This is a genomic window from Neptunomonas japonica DSM 18939, assembly GCF_000422765.1.
GTDB classification, from domain to species: Bacteria; Pseudomonadota; Gammaproteobacteria; order Pseudomonadales; family Balneatricaceae; genus Neptunomonas; species Neptunomonas japonica.
The window spans coordinates 230,172-251,044 of the sequence record NZ_KE383915.1 but is presented as its reverse complement, the minus strand read 5'-3'; the positions used below and the strand labels follow the sequence as shown (position 1 = coordinate 251,044).

The following is a 20,873-nucleotide window of genomic DNA, read 5'->3' as shown; positions in this document are numbered from 1 at the left end:
AGAGTCTTCTTGTGTCCACTGTGGCGTGAAAATAATTGCGTCATAGTGTAATCTATCCCTCCCATTTATTTTTTACTGGCGATATCTGACTATGTTGAGTAAGAAGGACATTTCGGATCGTATTCTGGTTCAGGAACACTTTGCGCAGGAACATCTGCCTAGTGAGATGGAACTGGCTGAAATCGACCGCTACAAATCACGTATTAAAACACTGCTTAAAGAGAAAAATGCCTGTTTGGTAGCTCATTACTATACCGATGCTATCGTTCAGGAAATCACTGAAGAAACCGGTGGTTGTATCTCTGATTCACTTGAAATGGCACGTTTTGGTACGCAGCGCCCTGAACAAACATTAGTGGTAGCTGGTGTTCGTTTTATGGGTGAGACAGCCAAAATTCTTAATCCAGAAAAACGTGTTTTGATGCCAACGCTGGAAGCGACTTGTTCATTGGATATTGGTTGCCCAATTGAAGAGTTCTCGGCATTTTGTGATCAGCACCCGGACCACGAAGTAGTTGTGTATGCCAATACCTCTGCAGCGGTAAAAGCGCGTGCTGACTGGGTGGTGACTTCTAGTATTGCTGTTAATGTTGCTGAGCATCTGGAAGAGCAGGGTAAAAAAATTATCTGGGCGCCTGATAAGCATCTTGGTGAATATGTGCAAAAGCAAACCGGCATTGAGATGTTGATGTGGGATGGCTCATGTATTGTCCATGAAGAGTTTAAAGCTAAGGGTATTCTTGAGCTGAAAAGCGTTTATCCAGAAGCGGCAGTGCTCGTGCACCCGGAATCACCTGATGCTGTTGTGGAAATCGCTGATGTAGTCGGCTCTACAACACAGTTAATTAAGGCGGCATCTGAGCTACCTAATGAAACGTTTATTGTGGCAACTGATCGCGGTATTTTTTATAAAATGCGTCAAGCAGCCCCCGGTAAAACTTTCTTAGAAGCGCCTACCGGCGGAAGTGGTGCAATGTGTCGTAGTTGTGCTCATTGCCCTTGGATGGCTATGAATGGGCTCGAAAATATTATCTCCGCACTTGAAACAGGTGAAGGAGAAGTATTAGTAGATGAGTCATTGATTGAGGATGCTCGTCGCCCTTTGCAGCGCATGTTAGATTTTTCTAATAGTCTGAATAAGTAAAAATCTTAAATATATCACTCACTCAGCGTGATGCTGAGCGGGTGATTATTATCACTTCATGTTTTTGTGTAACATCTCCGCTATTTTTATCACCTAGTATATTCCTCTTAATGTGACACGTTATGTCGCATAATACCTCTATCAGCTTTTCTGAAATTTCTGTTTTTTCAAGGAATGGAGCTCTGTAAATATGCCCACTATATCTTGGTTATCACTGTCATGGTGTGCGCTACCTGTGTTGATGGTTTGCGGTATTTATCTGTATTGGCAGGGTAAGCCCTCTGAAATATTATTATCCAGTGCAAGAATGGCATTGCAGTTGATAGGTGTGGGCTACATTTTAGTCGCACTATTTGGTAATCCATCAATTTGGCTTACCTTAGTGGTATTAGTCGTTATGATTTGTGCTGCCTCTTGGATTGCGGTTCGTCCGGTTAGGCACCATAAAGGCTTTTTAAAACCTGCTTTTATTGCTTTGGGACTGGCGGTTGCTTTGCATTTGTTAATAACATTGAAGCTAGTGTTAGATGTTGATGTTTGGTATGAACCTCGTGTCATGATACCGCTAGCGGGTATGTACTTTGCCAATACCATGAATGCAATCAGCTTGGCAGCAGAGCGCTATCATGCAGAGCTGCACGAAGGAAAAGACGAAAAGCAGGCAAGGTTAAGTGCCTTTCATGCGGCGATGATCCCACAAATTAATGGTTTGCTTGCGGTAGGCTTAGTCGCATTACCGGGTATGATGACAGGGCAGATTTTATCGGGAGTATCACCCCTTATAGCAGTGCGTTATCAGATTATGATTATGACTATGATTTTGGGAGCCAGTGGTATGGGGGCGGCAATGATGCTGTGGCTATTAGGTCGTCGTTATCGTAGCGCTCCTGTTGTTACAGTAGAGGCTGAAAAGTAAGCTGTTGATTGAGGAAGAATAGTTGTGTGATCAAGAGTACACAACGAAGAAATGACAGCTAGCATCAGAGCATAAATGCCAGTTGCTGCTGTCATTTTATAGGTTTTTTATTACGAAATAGTACCTTCAATAGGTGAAGAGGCGCTGGCATATGCTTTACGAGGCATTCGCCCAGCCAAGTAACCTTCACGGCCACACTCAACCGCTTTACGCATAGCCTGGGCCATTAATACGGGCTGTTGGGCATGTGCTACTGCGCTGTTCATCAATACTCCTGCGCACCCAAGCTCCATGGCGAGCGTTGCATCAGAAGGTGTTCCTACACCGGCATCTACAATAATTGGCACCTGAGCATTTTCAAGAATCAGCTTTATATTGTGAGGGTTGCTAATACCAAGTCCTGAGCCAATTGGCGCACCTAGTGGCATAACAGCAACGCAGCCCATATCTTCTAATCGCTTCGCTATTAGCGGGTCATCACTTGTATAAACCATGACCTTGAAGCCATCATTTATTAATATTTCAGCGGCTTTGAGTGTTTCTGTTACGTTGGGGTATAAGGTTTTTTCATCACCGAGCACTTCGAGTTTCACAAGATCGTGCCCACCGAGCAGTTCTCTTGCTAAACGGCAGGTGCGTACAGCTTCTTCCGCTGTATAGCAAAAGGCAGTGTTTGGCAGTATGCAATATTTTTCTGGTGAGATGACATCTAATAAATTGGGCTCATTCGGATTCTGTCCAATATTGGTTCGACGCACAGCGAGAGTAACTATTTCGGCACCACTCGTTTCAATTGCTTGGCGTGTTTCTTCCATATCTTTGTACTTGCCAGTACCAATCATAAGCCGTGATGTGAAGGTGCGGTCCGCAATAATAAGTGGGTCATTTAAAGTGAAGTCAGGTGTCATACAGGTTTCCTATAAGTCGGTAAGCTAATGAATTCAAGATGTTTTTTTGCTAGCCTCCACCGATGGCCCGTACAATTTCTACTCGATCGCCTTCACGAATGCGAGTGGTTTGATGCAAACTTTGAGGGATGATTTCTCGATTAACTTCAACAGCAACTCGCTTCTCACCTAGGTGAAGTGATTCTAGTAATTGTTTCAAATTATCTGTGCTGTAGAGCTGCATTGTTTCGCCGTTAACCGTAAGCCGAATCATTTTATTTTCCTTCTAATTCACACCAGAACAATAGATATGTTCAGTTATTTTTATGCTGCAATAGTCGGAAAAGTGCCGTTAATCTAGAAGGGCCAAAGTGTTTTGAATCGTGAGTCCAGAGCCTTGCCTCTGTGCCTGAATGAAGGTCGAAAGTGTGTATTTAATACGCTGGTATCATTATTGTGAAAGATCTGGTTCTAACTCACTTTCATGCTTGGACAGTAATTTAAACGTCATTGGTAGGCCGAGCGGGGTGCTTTTTTATAGGTGTTAAACCTTAAGTGTAAGTACGTTGACGCGCTTCAGTCTTTATAAAAACGACAGAAGTTAGGAGCAGAGCTCCTGCCTCAGTATAAAAATAACAGTATTTCAGAGGAAGTGAGTATGACTTACAACGCTAACGAATTTGATGCAAAAGAAGTGGTTGGTAACGACCGTAAACATATCTGGCATCATCTAACGCAACATAAACCATTCGAAGAAGCTGATCCGATGGTTATTGTTAAAGGCGAAGGCATGCGTGTTTGGGATGCGAAAGGTAATGAATATCTGGATGCAGTATCTGGCGCAGTATGGACAGTCAATGTTGGCTACGGTCGTACAGAAATCGCTGATGCAGTGCGTGACCAGCTGGTTACCCTTAACTATTTCGCTCAAACTGCGGGTAACGTACCTGCTGCACAGTTTGCAGAAAAACTAATTGCTAAAATGCCAGGCATGAGCCGTGTTTATTATTCAAACTCAGGTTCAGAAGCAAATGAAAAAGCATTTAAAATTGTTCGCCAGCTAGCAGCTAAGAAAAATGGCGGACAAAAGCATAAAATCTTATTCCGTGAGCGTGACTATCACGGCACGACTATTACAGCGCTAAGTGCGACTGGTCAGTACGAGCGTAAAAACCAGTACGGTCCGTTTACACCTGGTTTCGTAGAAGTACCGCATTGTTGTGAATATCGTGCTCAAGAAGAGTCAGATAAAGAAAATTACGGCGTTTGGGCTGCTAATGAGATTGAAAAAGTTATTCTCGCAGAAGGTCCTGAAACTGTTGGAGCATTGTGCTTAGAGCCAATCACAGCAGGTGGTGGTGTTATTGAGCCGCCTCATGGTTACTGGGAGCGTGTTCAAGAAATTTGTAAACAATACGATATCCTGCTTCATATCGATGAAGTTGTATGTGGCTTAGGCCGTACGGGAACATGGTTTGGTTACCAGCATTACGGTATTAAGCCAGATATGGTAACGATGGCTAAAGGTGTTGCGTCTGGTTATGCAGCAATTTCATGCACCGTTATGACTGAAGATCTATTTGATCAGTTTAAAGATCCTGAAGATCCACGTATGGACTACTTCCGTGATATTTCTACGTTTGGTGGTTGTACTGCAGGTCCTGCAGCGGCATTGGTTAACATGCAAATCATCGAAGATGAGAATCTGCTTGATAATGTAAATCAGCAGGGCGAGTACTTGAAAGGCCGTTTGAATCAGCTAATGGAAAAATACGACGTCATCGGTGATGTACGTGGTAAAGGCTTGTTTGCTGGTTTTGAGATGGTTAAAGATCGTGTGACTAAAGAGCCTGTTGATGAAAGTGTTGCGATGGCTATTGGTGCGCACTGCATGAAAAATGGTGTCATTATTGGTCGAACTAACCGTTCATTCAAAGAGTACAACAATACTATTTGCTTGAGCCCCGCGTTAATTGCTACACAAGCTGATATCGATAAAATCGTTGATGCTATTGATAATGCATTGGCTGAAATAGCTCCTAATGCATAAGACACGACTATCTAAGTCTTAGTCTACGTTAAATAGACAACTATCCATTCTTGGATAGTTGTCTTTACGACAAAAACTGCTTTGCTTCGTTGAAACTTACCAAAAATTTATATTTCTCTATCCTTGATACAAGTCTGCTGAGTAATCGACTGCCATACACTATACTGCGTGTCATGGTGCTTTATTTTATGCATCGCTTATAGGTTTGCCGCTTTGAGGCCATCTGTTCATGCTAGTTTGATGGTTGGAGATTAGTGTGCAAAAATTAAAACAAGAATTTATTGTAAAAGGCTAAATGAATGTTTCATCTCTTTCACTTAACTCCTGGTAAGGGCGGTAGTCTTCAGCAGCAGTTGAGAGAGCAGATCGCAGCGGCTATATTGAATGGCAATATTCCTGTTGACTCTCCATTACCTTCTAGTAGAAAACTGGCTCAACAGCTTCATGTCGCACGTAATACGGTCGTTTTGACTTATGAGCATTTGTTAGATGATGGATATTTGATTGCAAGAGAGAGAAGTGGATATTACGTTAACCCTGATATCTTGCAGGGGCAGGTGAAAACGCCTCCGCCGAGTGATTCGCAAGATGATGAATCTGCGGGTACTTATTGCCCGTACTGGGAAGGGCGTTTTAAATTAAAACCATCGCAACAAACGAATGTCATCAAGCCGCGTGACTGGCAAAAATACAATTACCCATTTATTTATGGGCAATTTGATTCATCGCTATTTCCGACAGTGAATTGGCGTGAGTGTTGTAGAGATGCTGTCAGTGGTCCCTCGATTAGTGAGTGGGCGGCGGATCGCTTTGATAATGACGATCCTTTATTAGTAGAGCAAATCCGCACGCGTTTATTGCCGAGGCGTGGAGTGTGGGCTTCTGCTGATCAGATTTTGGTTACCGTTGGCGCGCAGCAATCACTGTATATGCTGGCAAAGCTTCTCCTTGATAAGACTAGCGTGATGGGGTTAGAGAATCCGGGTTATGTTGATATTCGCAATATAGCCAAGCTCAACCCTTCTCAAGTGCGTACTATTCCAGTCGATAAGGATGGAATGATTGTTGATGACCGACTCAAAGGCTGTGATCTTGTGTATACCACACCCAGTCATCAGTGTCCGACAACCGTAACTATGCCAATCGAGCGTAGGTACGAGCTGCTACGTCGCGCAAATGAAGATGATTTCATCATCATCGAAGATGACTATGAAAGTGAAACTAACTTTAAAACCAACCCAATACCGGCTTTAAAAAGCTTGGATAAGAACGACCGAGTGCTTTACATCGGTAGCTTATCAAAGACATTAGCACCGGGGTTGCGGGTGGGTTATTTGGTGGGGCCTGCTGAGCTTATTCACGAAGCTAGAGCTTTGCGCCGTTTAATGGTGCGACATCCAGCAGCTAATAATCAGCGCTCAGTTGCTCTGTTTTTAGAGCGTGGTTATCACGACTCTTTGATTATGAATATTATGCGCAATTATCAAACACGCTGGAGAGCAATGGATGAGGCCCTAACGGCTCACTTACCAGAGTCGCATGATCAACCCACATTTGGGGGATCTTGTTACTGGGTTAAAGGCCCGGAAGGTTTGGATGCTTCTGTTTTGCAAGAGCGTGCAAAAGATGAAAGTATTTTGATCGAGGCAGGTGCAATTCATTTTCTTGATGATGCTCCTCCTGCGAACTACTTCAGGTTAGGATATTCCTCTATTTCTACTGACCGGATTGAACCAGGAATTAAGAAACTGGCTGAATTGATTCACTCTATGGTTTGATTCCGTGTTGATGGGTCACCAAAAAAAACCACTTTAATAAGTGGTTTTTTTATTTTTGCGTTTCCGTAAGTTATTGTATTTAAATAACTTATAAATATGTGCATGGTTTTACTTTCTCTGGCTCAACCCATTCTTTAAATCTGGTTCTACTGACTTTAGGGCCAGACTCCTAATCTTCTAACCATGCAATTTGTGTTGGTGATGATGTTTTTGTAACAGACCAACCCAGAAAAAAACTCTACTACCTTGAATGATAATAATAGTAAACGGGAGTGGTATTATGTTGATAGGCGTTCCTAAAGAGATCAAAAATCATGAGTACCGTATTGGTATGGTTCCCGCTAGTGTTGAGGAGCTAACCAGTCGTGGTCATCAAGTAATGGTCGAAGCCAATGGCGGTGTTGGTATTGGTTTTACCGATGCAGATTATCTTGCAGCAGGGGCTACGATTATTGAAACAGCAAAAGAGATTTTTGCTGCTGCAGATATGATCGTTAAAGTAAAAGAGCCTCAGGCTGTCGAGCGTAAAATGCTTCGTCCAGGCCAGTTACTATTTACCTATCTTCATCTTGCTCCTGATCCTGATCAAACAGATGACCTTCAAGCTAGTGGTGCAACATGTATCGCTTATGAAACAGTCACATCGGATAGAGGCGGGTTGCCTTTATTAGCGCCAATGTCTGAAGTCGCGGGGCGTATGTCTATTCAAGCGGGCGCGGCTTGCTTGGAAAAATCCAAAGAAGGTTGCGGTATGCTTCTTGGTGGCGTGCCAGGTGTTGAGCCTGCGAAAGTTACCATTATAGGTGGCGGAGTCGTTGGCTCTAACGCAGCTCGTATGGCTATCGGCATGGGTGCCCAAGTGGTTATCTTAGATCGTTCTGTTGATGTCTTGCGCCGCTTGGTATCTGAATTTGGCACGGCTATTCAAACTGTGTATTCAAGTAAAGCAACGCTGGAAGAGCACGTACTCTCAGCCGATCTAGTGATTGGTGGTGTGCTAATTCCTGGCGCTGCAGCGCCAAAACTGGTGACTGCTGATATGGTTTCTCGCATGAAGCCTGGTTCAGCCGTCGTTGATGTTGCAATTGATCAGGGAGGTTGCTTTGCAACGTCTCATGCAACAACACACCAGGACCCTACTTATATTGTGGATGGTGTTGTTCATTATTGTGTTGCCAATATGCCGGGAGCGGTTGCTCGTACCTCAACATTGGCTCTAAACAATGCAACGCTACCATTTATCGTTTCACTAGCTGATCTTGGCTGGCAGGAAGCAATTCGCCGTGACAAGCATCTAGCGAATGGTCTGAATGTCCATAACGGGCAAATTACTAGCAAAGAAGTAGCTGATGCACTAGGACGTGAATACATCTCTTACTGTGCTTGATTATTTAACTTTTTCACCGACAGCAGAAATTGTTGTCAATATTAATAATAAGGAATTATGACTATGGCTCGTATGACTCCTAGTGAAGCAATGGTGGAAACACTTGTTGCAAATGGTGTAACTGATTGTTTCGGTATCATGGGTTCAGCTTTTATGGACGCAATGGATATCTTCACTCCTGCAGGTATTCGTTTGATTCCTGTAGTGCATGAGCAGGGCGGTGGTCACATGGCTGACGGTTACTCTCGTGTATCAGGTCGTCACGGTGTGTGTATTGCTCAGAATGGTCCGGGTATCACAAACTTTGTTACAGCAATTGCTGCGGCATACTGGGCTCACTCTCCTGTTGTATGTATCACACCAGAAACAGGTACTAACACTCAGTGGTTGGGTGGATTCCAGGAAGCTCAACAGCTACCGTTCTTCGAAACTATTACTAAGTTCCAGGTAACAGTAACTAACAACGCACGTATGGCTGAATACACTGCGCGTTGTTTTGACCGCGCTATGCTAGAAAACGGCCCTACTCAGTTGAACATTCCACGTGACTTGTTCTACGGAGATATTGACTGTGAGATACCTCAGCCTATCCGTATAGAGCGTGCTGCTGGTGGTGAAGAGTCACTTAAAGCAGCTGCTGAATTACTAGCTAATGCTGAATTCCCAGTAATGATCTCTGGTGGTGGTGTGGTTATCGGTGATGCTTTCAACGAAGCTATCGCTATCTCTGAGCAGCTTGGTCTGCCAGTTGTAAACAGCTACCTACACAATGACTCTTTCCCTGCATCTCACCCTAACTGGTGTGGTCCTCTGGGTTACCAGGGTTCTAAAGCAGCGATGAAGCTGATTGCTAAAGCGGATGTTGTACTAGCGCTTGGTACTCGTCTAGGTCCATTCGGTACCTTGCCACAGCACGGTCTAGATTACTGGCCGAAGAACGCTAAAATTATCCAGATTGATTGCAACCCTAAAATGCTAGGTTTGGTTAAGAAAGTTGATGTAGCAATTTGTGGTGATGCTAAAGCAGCCGCTAAATCTATCATGGCTCTTATGGAAGGCAAGCCTGCAAAGTGTCTTGATAACCGTGCTGCTCGTGAAGCTGAAGTTGCAGCTGAGAAAGCATCTTGGGAGAAGGAGCTGGACGAGTGGATCCACGAGCGCGACGATTACTCTATGGAGATGATCGCAGAGCAAAATGGTGAAGAAGGTCAATACCTACACCCACGCCAGGTCCTACGTGAGCTTGAAAAAGCGATGCCTGCTGACGTAATGGTATCAACTGATATCGGTAACATTAACTCTGTTTCTAACAGCTACTTGCGTTTTGAACGTCCACGTTCTTTCTTCGCGGCAATGGCTTTCGGTAACTGTGGTTATGCATTGCCTACAATGATCGGTGCTAAAGTTGCGGCTCCTGATCGTCCAGGTATCTCTTACGCTGGTGACGGCGCATGGGGTATGTCTATGATGGAAATCATGACATGCGTACGTGAAGATATTCCTGTTACTGCAATCGTTTTCCATAACCGCCAATGGGGTGCAGAGAAGAAGAACCAGGTAGATTTCTACAACCGCCGCTTCGTTGCTGGTGAGCTAGAAAACCCAAGCTTTGCAGATATTGCACGCTCTATGGGCGCTCAAGGTGTTGTAGTTGATAAGCTAGAAGACGTTGGTGCTGCTTTGAAAGCTGCTCTTAACGACCAGATGGAAAATCGCAAGACCACTGTTATCGAGATCATGTGTACTCGTGAGCTAGGCGATCCGTTCCGTCGTGATGCACTTTCTAAACCAGTTCGTCACTTGGATAAGTACAAAGACTTCCAGTAAGCCTTTGTAGACTGGCTAAGATGTACCTTACCGAAGGCTAGCCGGCCTTCGGTTCTTTTAAACTTTACTTATGCCTGTCAGCTGTTTCGTTATCGTTAGACATTTTTATATTGATTCTTTTTAGGCTCCTGCGAATAACTCATTTTTAATAGTGAGTTGCTCAGAGGCTCCCTCTGAGCAATCCTTGAGGATAAGTAGATATGAAGGCCCTGAATAATATTTTTAAACGTGCAAGTGAAGACCCTAAAAGGGTAGTACTTGCAGAAGGGGAAGATCCTCGCATTATTGAAGCGGCAGTGATAGCAACTCAAAAAGGCATCGCCGACATCACTCTATTAGGAAATTCGGCCTCAATTAATAGTAAAGCGGCTGAATTAGGTTTTGATCTTAACTCGATAGCTCTGATTGATCCAGCGAGGTCTGATGCAACAGGGAGGTATGCTCAAGCGTTGTTCGAGTTGCGCCAAGCTAAAGGCATGACAATTGAGCAGGCTTCTATCAGTATGAAAGACCCTCTGCATTATGCACAGATGATGGTGCGTTTAGGTGATGCTGATGGCTCAGTAGCCGGTGCTGTTTATACGACGGGTGATACCGTTCGCTCTGCGATTCAGATTATCGGTATGGCGCCTTCTAGCACGATGATATCGAGCTTTTTCCTTATGATGCTATGCGAGCCTTTTCACGAGCTCAAAGGCGGAGTGTTGTTTGCCGATTGTGGTCTGGTTATTGATCCAGACGCTTCACAGCTCGCACAGATTGCCATGTCTGCGTCTAATAGCGCTAGGACCTTGTTGGAAGAGGAGCCACGTGTTGCCATGTTGTCTTTCTCTACCAGTGGTAGTGCTAAACATGCTGCTGTAGATAAAGTGGTAGAAGCGACGCGTTTAGTACAAGAGAAAATGCCAGATTTGGCCATTGATGGCGATGTGCAGTTAGATGCTGCGATTGTGGCAGAAATATCTGATCGAAAAGTAACAGATTCTGCCACGCATGGACGTGCCAATGTACTAATTTTTCCCAACCTTGAGGCGGGAAATATTGGCTATAAGCTTGCAGAGAGAATTGGTAAAGCCGATGCAATTGGTCCTATTTTGCAAGGTTTAAACAAACCCGCCAATGATCTTTCAAGAGGCTGTAGTGCGAAAGATGTGGTCAATGTTATTGCGATTACTGTTGTGCAAGCGCACGCGTAAGAAATTTTATATAACTGTTTTTAAAGAATTATTTGTTTGACTTGCGTTTATGGCGCATTAGTTTTTATGCTCGTCCCTATCAGCTTGCTGCTGAGTTGGCCGTTTCATGATATTCATGAAGCGGCTTTTTTTTGCTGATGTCTGAAGGGAATACGAGCTACGCCTTTTTTGACTAAATTTGTATTTGATTATGACTGGTTCCACATTTCAAAAAGCTCTGGCACTAAGGAGTTTTCTGAAAGCAGTCTTAAATGAGGGTACTCAAAGATGAAGGCATATTTCGACAGCGTGCTTTTATTGAATAAGCTTCAGAAAGCGGAGCCAATGCTCTGACAATCATAATAAGATCTTTTCAGGAGGATGGTATGGCACTACAACGATACGGTTTTATTGTTAAAAGTAATGACCTAGAAATGTTTAAGCATCATGCGCGTTTGAATAGTGAAAACTTTAGCATGATGGTGTCGGGTGTTTCTGATGTTGCTCAGGCAGAAATGGTAGCACAAGAGATGATCACTAAAGATGTGCAGCTTATTGAGCTTTGTGGGGCTTTTTCAGCAGAAGATGCACAACAAATACGCGATGCAATTAATGACCATATTCCAGTAGGGTATGTTCAATATACAGATGATGAGCGAGCCCGCCTTAAAAGTGAGCTGAGCTAATAGGTGTCGCTATGAAAATCATCATTGCTGATGCATCTCCATTATACCGCCTAGGCGTTCAAGTTGCGCTTGATCACGCTGGCATAATGGCTAGGACATCTTGTGTTGATAGTTTTTGTGAATTGACTCGCTTGTTATCTAAGCGGCAGGAAGCCGTCATCGTAATTCTTGATGCACGCCTTAGTGGGCTAGAGGAGTTAGAGCATGTAAAGCGTGTTCTACGCCGCCCTGATACTAAAATTCTTATGCTCACTGATAATAAAGATATTACTTGGATGCGCCGAGTATTATTTTGTGGCGTTAACGGTGTTATTGCTAAAACCGCTTCACTTGATGAGTTAGGTAAGGCGATCAAAACGGTGCTCGATGGTTGCATCTGGCGCTATGATGATGAAGTCTCAAATGACTTAATGGATAGCCAAAAAACACGTTTAGGGCATGCGCTTTGTCGATTATCTGGCCAAGAGAATCATGTTTTGAAGTGGGTTCGCTGCGGCTTAAGGAATAAACAAATAGCGCATCAAATGTCATTGACTGAGCACACTATTAAAACTCATATGTCGAACATTCTACGTAAGCTTGAAATTGAAAACCGCACACAACTCGTAGTTGCGATGCAAACTATTAAAGTAGATCAGTGGCCTAACATGCGTTCCTGATTGAGTGATTTTTGGAGGTAAGCTATGTCTTCTGTATTTAATGTATTTGATATCGAGTCACAAAGTAGCACTGATTATGCATCTTCTAGTGCTGTAATGTTGTCTACTATAGCTCGCCAAAAACCACGGGTGCAATGTATCACAAACACTGTCGCCATGGATTTTACCTCTGATATTTTGCTTTCCGTAGGGGCGAGACCTTCATTAACAATGGGGGTTGAAGAGATCCAGGAGTTTGTTGCCAGTTCTGATAGCCTAAGCATCAATATAGGAACCTTGGATGGCGCACGTAAAGCTGCCATACCTTTGGCAATTGAAACCGCTCTTGATTATCACCGTCCCTGGGTGCTTGATCCTGTATCGGTACATGCGTCACAAAAACGTTGTGATTATGCCCGTGAGCTACTTGTGTTTAAGCCAACTGTTATTCGTGGTAACAGCGCTGAAATTAAAGCGCTTGTTGGTAAAGATACGGCTGAAGCTGCTTGGCTATTAGCTGCACAAACAGGCTCGGTTGTAGTTCAGACGGGTGAGGCTGATATTATCACTGATGGTAAAAAAGCCCTTATGATCGCTAATGGCGACTTAATGCAAACCCGGGTGTCGGCAATGGGGTGCGCAGCAACGGCTTTCATTGCGACGTTTTTGGCTGTCAATCGCCGTGCATTTGATGCAAGTGTTCAGGCAATGCTAACGCTGTCTGTCGCAGGAGAAATCGCTGCACAACAGTCACAGGGGCCTGGTAGCTTGCATATGCATTTGTTAGATACCTTATATGGGCTTGATGACGCAATACTGACTAAGAATGCTCATATCTTGATGTGCAAAGAGATCGCAGCCTAACACTCGGGTTTACGCTATTAATAATGAGTGATAAAACTAGGCTAGCGCATTGTATGTGCTAGCCCAGTTGAGTTTTCTAATGGCGGGTTAGTTCTTCTTCTGAGTCCATCCAAAAATCATTTTCATTATCCACATGACTAAACTCTTCCTGTAGCAATAAACTATCAGGGCAGTGGGGGTCTCTCCAACGTAAAAGTTCTTCAACTTGGACATTAATACTCGTTCGGATGTTTATTTGTTGCGTATGCTCTTTGTTGATCATAGCTACGTCCTCACCTTATTAAACGAACAGTTTTAAAACAGGCAGTTTTTAGTTCTGCCAACCTTAAAATCACCTTTAACCTATAGCTTGTTTGGTTCGTATTCGTCAACTAAACTTAAAGATTAATTTAAATTTTAATGAGGATTATAGAAATTTAATTATTTATAAGGTGAGGTTTTGAAGAGGTTTTAGAGCTTTCTTTTATAAATAATACCAAGGTAGTAATAGTATTATCAACGTTCCTTTCTTTGATTTTTCTTTTTTATTAAAGGCTTATCTTTTATATTCTTTCCAGTTATAAGCTTTGTTTTTAATGTTTGTTTACGCATGGGGTGCTGTTCTGTTTATACTAATATTTCAAATTTAGAAAGTGGTTTTTGATAAGGAAATGATGAAATCATAATTGGTTTATCGCAGATGTTCCCCCTTATGTGATGAAGCCCTGATACGAAAGTGTCAGGGCTTTTTTTTATTGGAAATGTGGGAGTTAAAACACTTACTTTCGTGGCTAGCCTACCTTTTAGATAAAGGAACAATCATTACTGGTGTGCGTGTATGGCTTAGTACGTTTTTTGCCACGCTACCTAAAAAGGTGTGGAGCAAGCCTTTATCATGGGTTCCCATAACGATCAGATCAATATCTAAGTCTTTAGCCATCTTTAATATCGTTTCTTCAGGGTAGGCTTCTATAACATTGATGGACTTAATCTGCTTTTGAACATCTGCATCATCTTTATGAAGGTTATCCCAGAAGTTTGCTTGGCGCTCGTCCAGTTTTTTTCTGGCGTTCTGAACACGTTCTTGTAAAAGTTCATGTCGGCTGGATGAATCCATTACATAAGTTTGCAGTGTTATTTTGGCTTCGCTCGATAGTTTTTCAACAATATGCAATATATGAATTTCAGCACCCGTTTTTTTAGCAATGTAGGTAGCGTGCTCAAATGCTGCCGTGGAGCCTGCGGAAAGGTCAGTGCTATAAAGGATTTTTCGGATTTCAGGTAGCATTATGATATCCCTCTAATAAATGAAAGCCCTCTCATGTGAGAGGGCGGATATATCAGTAACCGAACATTCTGGGCAAGAAGAGTGATATGTCTGGTACAAAAGCGATCAGTATCACAGCCATGGCTGAGACCAGCGCAAAGGGAAGCGCTTTGGCAGTGACTTCTTCAAGTGAAATATTTGAAATACCCGAGGCAACAAATAAATTCTCTCCTAAGGGGGGAGTAGAGAAGCCGATAGATAAGCTACATACCATCACAATACCGAAATGTACCGGATCGATCCCTAGGTTATAGGTAACAGGTAGCAGTACAGGCGTGAGAATCATAATGGCTGCCAATGTTTCCATAAACATGCCAACAAACAATAAAAACGCAATGATCAGTATCCAGATTAAGTAAAGGTTATCTGTCACACTCAGCATTGACTCAGCAACCATTGCTGGAATTTGATTCTCAACCAGTAAGCGTCCAAAAACTGTCGCTGTAAACAGGATCAAGAGAACACGACCTGACAACCATGTGGTGGTTTCTAGGCAACGAGCTAAGTCTTTCCATTTCAACTCTTTATGTATGAAGAAACCTACAAAGAGAGTGTAAAAAATAGCGACAATTGCTGATTCAGTCGGTGTGAAGAAGCCTGAGTAGATGCCTCCTAAAATAACCAGTGGAGCCATTACAGACCAAAATCCAGTGCGGAAGGCGCCAGTTATCTGAGAAAGAGACCAGCCTTCATCTGTACCTTTATAACCTAATTTTTTACAACGGAAATAGTTGAGTGTCATTAATGCGCCGGCCAGTACCATGCCTGGAATAAAGCCAGCTACAAACAATTTAGTAATGGAAACGCTTTGAAACTCACCATGTACTGCAATAGCTTCAGCCGGTACCTGCATACCAATGGCTGAAATACCAAAGATGACCATAGGGATAGAAGGTGGAATTACGATGCCTAAACCGCCTGATGATGCGGTAACAGCAGATGCATAGCCTTTATCATAGCCACGCTTTACCATGGCAGGAATCATCAACATGCCTACAGCAGCGGTAGTAGCAGGCCCTGAACCAGAAATGGCACCGAAGAACATACAAGCAAGCACTGCAGCAGCAGACATACCGCCAGTAACTGGGCCTGCGAAACTTTCTGCTAGATGGACTAGCCTTTTGGATATCCCTGCGGCCTCCATGAGCGCACCTGCCAATATAAAAGCAGGAAGAGCCATCAACGGGAAAGACCCTACTGATGTAAAAGCAATTTGGACAAATTTTATTGGGTTCTGGTCAAGATAAAGGAACGATGCTAATGCTGCCACACCCAGTGAGACAGTCACAGGTGCTCCTAAGATCAGCAAGCCCAGAAACGACCCGAACAAGATAAGGACAATTGATGTTTCGGTCATGAGCCGACTCCCGAATTAATCGAATTATTTATTGTTGTTTTCGTCGATGTGATGAGCGTCATCGATTAGCTCATCCAGCTCCTGGGATTCTGGATCCCGAATATCAACACCTTTCACTAACTTAAAGTAGTTCACCTGAATAATGCGAAAAGTCATCAAAGCGAAAGCGATAGGAAGAACCATATAGATGTATTTCATTGGAATGCCGAGTGTCTGAGACTTCCAGAACAAGTTCATTTTGTTGAATACAAAATCATATGACAGATATACGAAGTAACAGTTAAAGCCAATCCAGATTAGATCAGAAATAACTTCTAAAACAGGTGGTACCTTTGCAGGCATTAATTTGTATTGAAAAGTAACTCGGTTGTGTGCGGCCAATTTGGCGGCATAGCTAGCACCGAAGAATACAAACCAGACAAACATGTAAACGGATAGCTCTTCACTCCATGAGAATGAGTAGCCAAAAAGCTGGCGGGATACAATCTGTGCAAACAGTAATGTTACAAATAATACCAACAGCGTACGACAGATGTAACTTTCAATATTATCAAGAAAATGAACAATTTTACTGCCCATAATATGACCTCCGGTATAAAGTACATGCACCAAACGCGGTGCATGTACTTATTGTGATAAAGAAATCTTACAACTTAATTAGATTTCATCACGTCCCAAAGAGCGTAGTAGAGCATTAACTTTGTCTTTGCCACCTACACTTTCATAGTACTTAGGCCATACAGCCATCTGAGCTTTTTTAGCCCACTCCGCTTCATCAGCTAGAGTATCGATTTGCATTTGGTACTTGTTAACAAGCTCATCTTTGATTGTCGCTTCCTGATCTTTCAGCCACTGCAAGCTATAAGCTGTTGCTGCAAGACCTGACTCATTGATTGCTTTCTGAGTGTCTGCATTCTGATCTTGGTATAGAGATTCAGAAATAATCAGTGGCTCAAGCAAGAACAAGTAATGTAAATCAGTGATGTACTTCTGAACTTCACCAAACTTCATTGCATAGATTGTAGTGTATGGCGTGTCTTGCCCATCAACTACTCCCTGCTGTAGTGCAGTGAAAGTTTCTGACCAAGCCATAGGTGTTGGGTTATTACCCCAAGACTTATAAGTATCAATCATGATTTCGTTTTTAGGAACACGGACAATAACGCCGTCTAAATCAGCCAGTTTTTGAATTGGCTTTTTAGAGTTACTAAGAACGCGGAAACCAGAGTAAGTCCAACCTACAATGCGAACACCAGAATCACGAATTGTATTTTGGATCAATTCTTTTGCGATAGGGCCTTCGACAGTTTGCTGCGCTTGTTCAAGGTTTTCGAAAATGTAAGGAAGCGAAAGAACACCCAAGGTAGGAGAGAAAGGTGCGAGGTTGTTACTTGCTAAAATGGAAAAGTCTAGTGTGCCAAGTGCAGCATCATTGACTGTGTCCTGCTCAGAACCTAACTGACCGTTCAGGAATAATTTTGCTGTGTGCTTGCCACCAGTTTTTTCTTGTAAAGTTTCAATGAACTTTAAACCAAGGGCTTCCTGAGCACTTCCGCCACCGTCACCTACTGCAATGTTCCAGCTAGCGGCGATTGAGCTAGCAGAAAACACCATACCAGCTGTCAGGGAAAGTACTTTAACGATCTTATTCTTATGTTTCATAAGTATCTCCTGGATTTTTATGTTCTCCCAGCTTGCAAGATAAGCTGGGAGTTTTGGTCGCCTGAAAAACTCAAGCTAACGTCTTAGCCTTAATAGTAGTGGCCTTCTATGGACCCTTTATTAATACTAATCAGTCATTATCACGCTTTAAAAGCATTTTTTTGAACCTGGTGACTCATCTAATAAGTTCCATAATCCTAAAGTGACAATAACCCAATAGTTAACTTATACGGTGATTTTTTTTAGGGCCAGCTCATCCTACATAGTAGAACCAGTCTTGATGTTCAGTAATTATGGGGGCTGTGGCGAGGAGCTAAGTTTGTAGTTTTATTCAATAATCTAAATATTTGACAAAATTTCGCACATAATCTAATACCTTCGATTGAAGTTTGCCTTTCTTGCAGTCTTGTACCTTATGGGTTTTGATTGTTAACGTTGCGCGATACTTCATAACAAGGTTATTTGTTACTATTCATCTTAGCTACGTCACTCAATAGGTAATGCATGAACCAGCAACACCAGCCAAGTAAAGATACTGCTGAAAGTGAAAACCTGCGTATTGGAAGTCAGATACGTGATTTACGCAAAGCGAAGGGCATCACTCTGATTGCTATGGCAGAAAAGATTAAACGCTCAGTTGGCTATGTCAGTCAGGTTGAGCGGGGTGTTTCTTCTTTGCCTATTCCTGTGCTGCAAGCAATTAGTGAAGTTTTAGGCGTGCAGATCAGCTGGTTTTTTCATACCGACCAGCATCCACCACTTGATGAGCGCAACCATATTGTTCGTCATGATGCCCGACGTAGCCTTAATTTCTCGGGAACAGGTATACGTGAGGAGTTGCTCTCTCCTCGGTTGAGCGGCCAGTTGCAGATGATCTTAACAAGTTTTTCTCCTGGTGCTGGTAGTCGAGAGTCAAGAGAGCGAAAGGGTGAAGAAGCAGGTTTTATACAGTCAGGATCACTTGAGCTGGGTATTGGTAACAAAGTTTTTCAGTTAAAGGCAGGTGATAGCTTTTCTTTAACAGGGGATGAGCCGCATTGGGTGTTGAACTCCTCTTCGGATGAAGATGCTGTGGTTATTTGGACCCTCGCAGGTGCCAGCTATTAAGTGTGAACTGCTTATCGTTTATATAAGTTAGGCCATTAGTTCTATATCAGTTTGTTAATTTAGGAGCGTTTTTAGATGTCTGCACAGGTGTTGGATGGAAAAGTTTTAGCTAAAAACCGCGAGCAGCAGTTAAAAGTAGCGGTGGATCAGTTAATTGCTCAAAGGGGCTATAAACCCGCATTAGCGACAATTCTTGTGGGTGATGATCCTTCTTCAGCAACTTATGTACAAATGAAGATCAATGCTTGCGAGCGAGTGGGGTTGGGTTCGAAAAGTATTATCTTACCAACGAAGACCACGACTGAAGAGTTACTAGCAGAGATTGCGCGCTTAAATAATGACCCTGAGGTCAATGGTATTTTACTTCAGCATCCTGTGCCTGTTCAGATCGATGAGCGTGTTTGTTTTGATGCTATTTCACTTGAAAAAGATGTTGATGGCGTCACCACGCAAGGGTTTGGTCGTATGGCGATGGGGGAGAAAGCTTTTGGATCGGCCACTCCAGCAGGAATCATGACCTTGTTAACGCATTATGATGTGCAGATGGAAGGTAAGCATGCTGTAGTGGTTGGACGAAGCCCTATTTTAGGCAAGCCGATGGCGGCGATGCTGTTAAATGCAAATGCTACGGTTACTGTATGCCATTCCCGCACAGTTGATTTGGAACAGCAAGTGCAACAAGCTGATATTGTTATCGGCGCTGTAGGACAGCCTGAGCTTATAAAAGCTCAATGGATAAAAGATGGTGCTGTGGTTATTGATGCGGGTTACCATGCCGGTGGTATCGGAGATATTGAAAAGCAAGGTTTAGAAACACGGGTTTCAGCCATTACGCCGGTGCCGGGAGGCGTTGGTCCTATGACTATTAATGCACTCATCAGTCAGACGCTTGAAGCCGCTCAATTGACCTATCTGTAATATTTATAATCCAAGAGCTAAGGTAAACTCCAGCGTAATTAATTATTTGATGCTGGAGTTCATCCTCATGTTAGCTCGAATACCGCTCATTCTTGCCGGTTTTTTAATCCTACTAACAACCCATGCCCATGCAATAGAGGCAAGATTACCTGCTATGAATGCGCTGGCTGATCAAACCTCGGTTTCTGGTTTGTCTTCGGGCGCTTATATGGCGGCACAGTTTCATATTGCATATTCAGAAAAACTTGTTGGAGCAGGCTTCGTAGCTGGAGGGCCGTGGAACTGTGCGTCGACTTTTTCTTTTATGTCGCCACTGAGTAATGCTCTTACTACCTGCATGGATCCTTGTAAGTACACCTGGTTTATTTGTCCCTCGGCGTTTTTTCCTGACGGGGATGAACTGGCTAACTTAGCAAAAGAGTCAGGTGCAGCAGAATTAATAGATGCTCCAGCTAACCTTATGGACGACAAGGTCTATATCTTTTCTGGCCAAAGTGATAAAACCGTTGTCACAAAAGTAGTGGATTCTACATCTGATTTTTATCGATCAATTGGGCTTAGTAATAATCAAATTATTTATAATAAATCTGTTGATGCGGGCCATGCTTTTATTACAAACGATGCAGAAGACTCAGCTTGTAATGTCACTCAGACTCCCTATATAAATAATTGCAATATTCCCCAAGCTCAAAAAATTCTTGAGCATATTTATGGGGAGCTCAATGAGCCTGTAGCGATTACTGAAGGAGATTTACTACGATTTAACCAGAGAGCATTTATTGAATCTGATATAACGAGTATGGATGATGATGCTTACGTGTATATTCCACAGTCATGCAAAACGCAGCAATGTCGTGTACACGTGGCATTACATGGGTGTCGACAGGGAGTATCGGCTATAAATACCACGTATATTGAGCAAACCGGATATATGGAAGTGGCGGATAGTAATAATATAATTGTCTTGTACCCGCAGGTGAAAGCGTCACATGTTAATCCGGTTAACCCACGTGGTTGTTGGGATTTCTGGGGGTATACCAGTAACAATTTACCGCCATTTGATTATGCGTATAAAACAGCACCGCAAATGCAGGCGATTAATCAGATGATAGAGCGTTTGATAAGCCCGGTTGAAGATATAAAGTGAGTTATTAAGTTTGAGGTTACATCA

At 43.0% G+C, this 20,873-nt stretch carries 20 protein-coding genes; 13 read left to right on the top strand and 7 right to left on the bottom strand.

Annotated features, from left to right (window positions below; translation table 11 throughout):
* The first annotated feature begins 91 nt into the window (after positions 1–91).
* On the top strand, positions 92–1,144 hold the full coding sequence (gene nadA, locus G511_RS0118955; RefSeq protein WP_028471039.1) for a quinolinate synthase NadA: 1,053 nt from the start codon (positions 92–94) through the stop codon (positions 1,142–1,144).
* Between the two features lie 190 nt (positions 1,145–1,334).
* Positions 1,335–2,060, top strand: a complete 726-nt coding sequence (locus G511_RS0118950) for an ABC transporter permease (RefSeq protein ID WP_028471038.1) — start codon at positions 1,335–1,337, stop codon at positions 2,058–2,060.
* Between the two features lie 110 nt (positions 2,061–2,170).
* Here the strand turns inward: G511_RS0118950 and G511_RS0118945 are convergent, their stop codons facing one another.
* Both G511_RS0118945 and thiS read right to left on the bottom strand, forming a co-directional pair.
* Positions 2,171–2,968 (bottom strand): thiazole synthase, encoded by a 798-nt coding sequence (locus G511_RS0118945; protein ID WP_028471037.1) that lies wholly within the window; start codon positions 2,966–2,968, stop codon positions 2,171–2,173.
* A gap of 49 nt (positions 2,969–3,017) precedes the next feature.
* Positions 3,018–3,221 (bottom strand): sulfur carrier protein ThiS, encoded by a 204-nt coding sequence (gene thiS, locus G511_RS0118940; RefSeq protein WP_156905254.1) that lies wholly within the window; start codon positions 3,219–3,221, stop codon positions 3,018–3,020.
* A 384-nt stretch (positions 3,222–3,605) separates the two neighbouring features.
* Here thiS and G511_RS0118935 point away from each other — a divergent pair, with 384 nt between their 5' ends.
* The 8 genes from G511_RS0118935 (at position 3,606) to thiM (ending at position 13,352) form a co-directional block, all read left to right on the top strand.
* A complete protein-coding gene (locus G511_RS0118935) occupies positions 3,606–4,997 on the top strand; it encodes an aminotransferase family protein (protein ID WP_028471035.1) in 1,392 nt (463 codons plus the stop codon).
* Between the two features lie 299 nt (positions 4,998–5,296).
* A complete protein-coding gene (gene pdxR / locus G511_RS0118930; RefSeq protein ID WP_028471034.1) occupies positions 5,297–6,775 on the top strand; it encodes a MocR-like pyridoxine biosynthesis transcription factor PdxR in 1,479 nt (492 codons plus the stop codon).
* Between the two features lie 280 nt (positions 6,776–7,055).
* Positions 7,056–8,162 carry an alanine dehydrogenase gene (gene ald / locus G511_RS0118925; protein ID WP_028471033.1) on the top strand — a complete coding sequence of 369 codons (1,107 nt, stop codon included), beginning with the start codon at positions 7,056–7,058 and terminating at the stop codon, positions 8,160–8,162.
* Positions 8,163–8,225: 63 nt separating this feature from the next.
* Positions 8,226–9,989 (top strand): sulfoacetaldehyde acetyltransferase, encoded by a 1,764-nt coding sequence (gene xsc, locus G511_RS0118920; protein ID WP_051222243.1) that lies wholly within the window; start codon positions 8,226–8,228, stop codon positions 9,987–9,989.
* Between the two features lie 200 nt (positions 9,990–10,189).
* Positions 10,190–11,185, top strand: coding sequence for a phosphate acetyltransferase (gene pta / locus G511_RS0118915; RefSeq protein WP_028471031.1), 996 nt, complete (start codon positions 10,190–10,192; stop codon positions 11,183–11,185).
* A 365-nt stretch (positions 11,186–11,550) separates the two neighbouring features.
* Complete coding sequence (locus G511_RS0118910; protein WP_028471030.1) at positions 11,551–11,850, top strand: DUF6506 family protein; 300 nt, start codon at positions 11,551–11,553, stop codon at positions 11,848–11,850.
* Between the two features lie 11 nt (positions 11,851–11,861).
* Entirely contained in the window at positions 11,862–12,509 is a 648-nt protein-coding gene (locus G511_RS0118905) for a response regulator transcription factor (protein WP_028471029.1), read from the top strand.
* A 24-nt stretch (positions 12,510–12,533) separates the two neighbouring features.
* Entirely contained in the window at positions 12,534–13,352 is an 819-nt protein-coding gene (gene thiM / locus G511_RS0118900) for a hydroxyethylthiazole kinase (protein ID WP_051222241.1), read from the top strand.
* Positions 13,353–13,428: 76 nt separating this feature from the next.
* Here the strand turns inward: thiM and G511_RS0118895 are convergent, their stop codons facing one another.
* The 5 genes from G511_RS0118895 to G511_RS0118875 all read right to left on the bottom strand — a co-directional run bounded on the left by G511_RS0118895 (position 13,429) and on the right by G511_RS0118875 (position 17,677).
* Complete coding sequence (locus G511_RS0118895) at positions 13,429–13,614, bottom strand: hypothetical protein (protein ID WP_028471027.1); 186 nt, start codon at positions 13,612–13,614, stop codon at positions 13,429–13,431.
* 513 nt (positions 13,615–14,127) lie between these two features.
* Positions 14,128–14,619, bottom strand: a complete 492-nt coding sequence (locus G511_RS0118890) for a universal stress protein (RefSeq protein ID WP_028471026.1) — start codon at positions 14,617–14,619, stop codon at positions 14,128–14,130.
* Between the two features lie 52 nt (positions 14,620–14,671).
* Positions 14,672–16,015, bottom strand: coding sequence for a TRAP transporter large permease (locus G511_RS0118885; protein ID WP_028471025.1), 1,344 nt, complete (start codon positions 16,013–16,015; stop codon positions 14,672–14,674).
* A gap of 24 nt (positions 16,016–16,039) precedes the next feature.
* The gene (locus tag G511_RS23440; protein ID WP_036552440.1) at positions 16,040–16,594 is read right to left on the bottom strand and encodes a TRAP transporter small permease; all 555 of its coding nucleotides are present in this window, start codon (positions 16,592–16,594) and stop codon (positions 16,040–16,042) included.
* A 78-nt stretch (positions 16,595–16,672) separates the two neighbouring features.
* Positions 16,673–17,677 carry a TRAP transporter substrate-binding protein gene (locus tag G511_RS0118875; RefSeq protein WP_028471024.1) on the bottom strand — a complete coding sequence of 335 codons (1,005 nt, stop codon included), beginning with the start codon at positions 17,675–17,677 and terminating at the stop codon, positions 16,673–16,675.
* A gap of 504 nt (positions 17,678–18,181) precedes the next feature.
* Here G511_RS0118875 and G511_RS0118870 point away from each other — a divergent pair.
* The 3 genes from G511_RS0118870 (at position 18,182) to G511_RS0118860 (ending at position 20,849) form a co-directional block, all read left to right on the top strand.
* Entirely contained in the window at positions 18,182–18,784 is a 603-nt protein-coding gene (locus G511_RS0118870) for a helix-turn-helix domain-containing protein (RefSeq protein ID WP_028471023.1), read from the top strand.
* 75 nt (positions 18,785–18,859) lie between these two features.
* Positions 18,860–19,702: a tetrahydrofolate dehydrogenase/cyclohydrolase catalytic domain-containing protein gene (locus G511_RS0118865; RefSeq protein WP_028471022.1), complete on the top strand. Its 843-nt coding sequence runs from the start codon at positions 18,860–18,862 to the stop codon at positions 19,700–19,702.
* Between the two features lie 67 nt (positions 19,703–19,769).
* On the top strand, positions 19,770–20,849 hold the full coding sequence (locus G511_RS0118860) for an extracellular catalytic domain type 2 short-chain-length polyhydroxyalkanoate depolymerase (protein ID WP_051222240.1): 1,080 nt from the start codon (positions 19,770–19,772) through the stop codon (positions 20,847–20,849).
* Positions 20,850–20,873 lie beyond the last annotated feature (24 nt).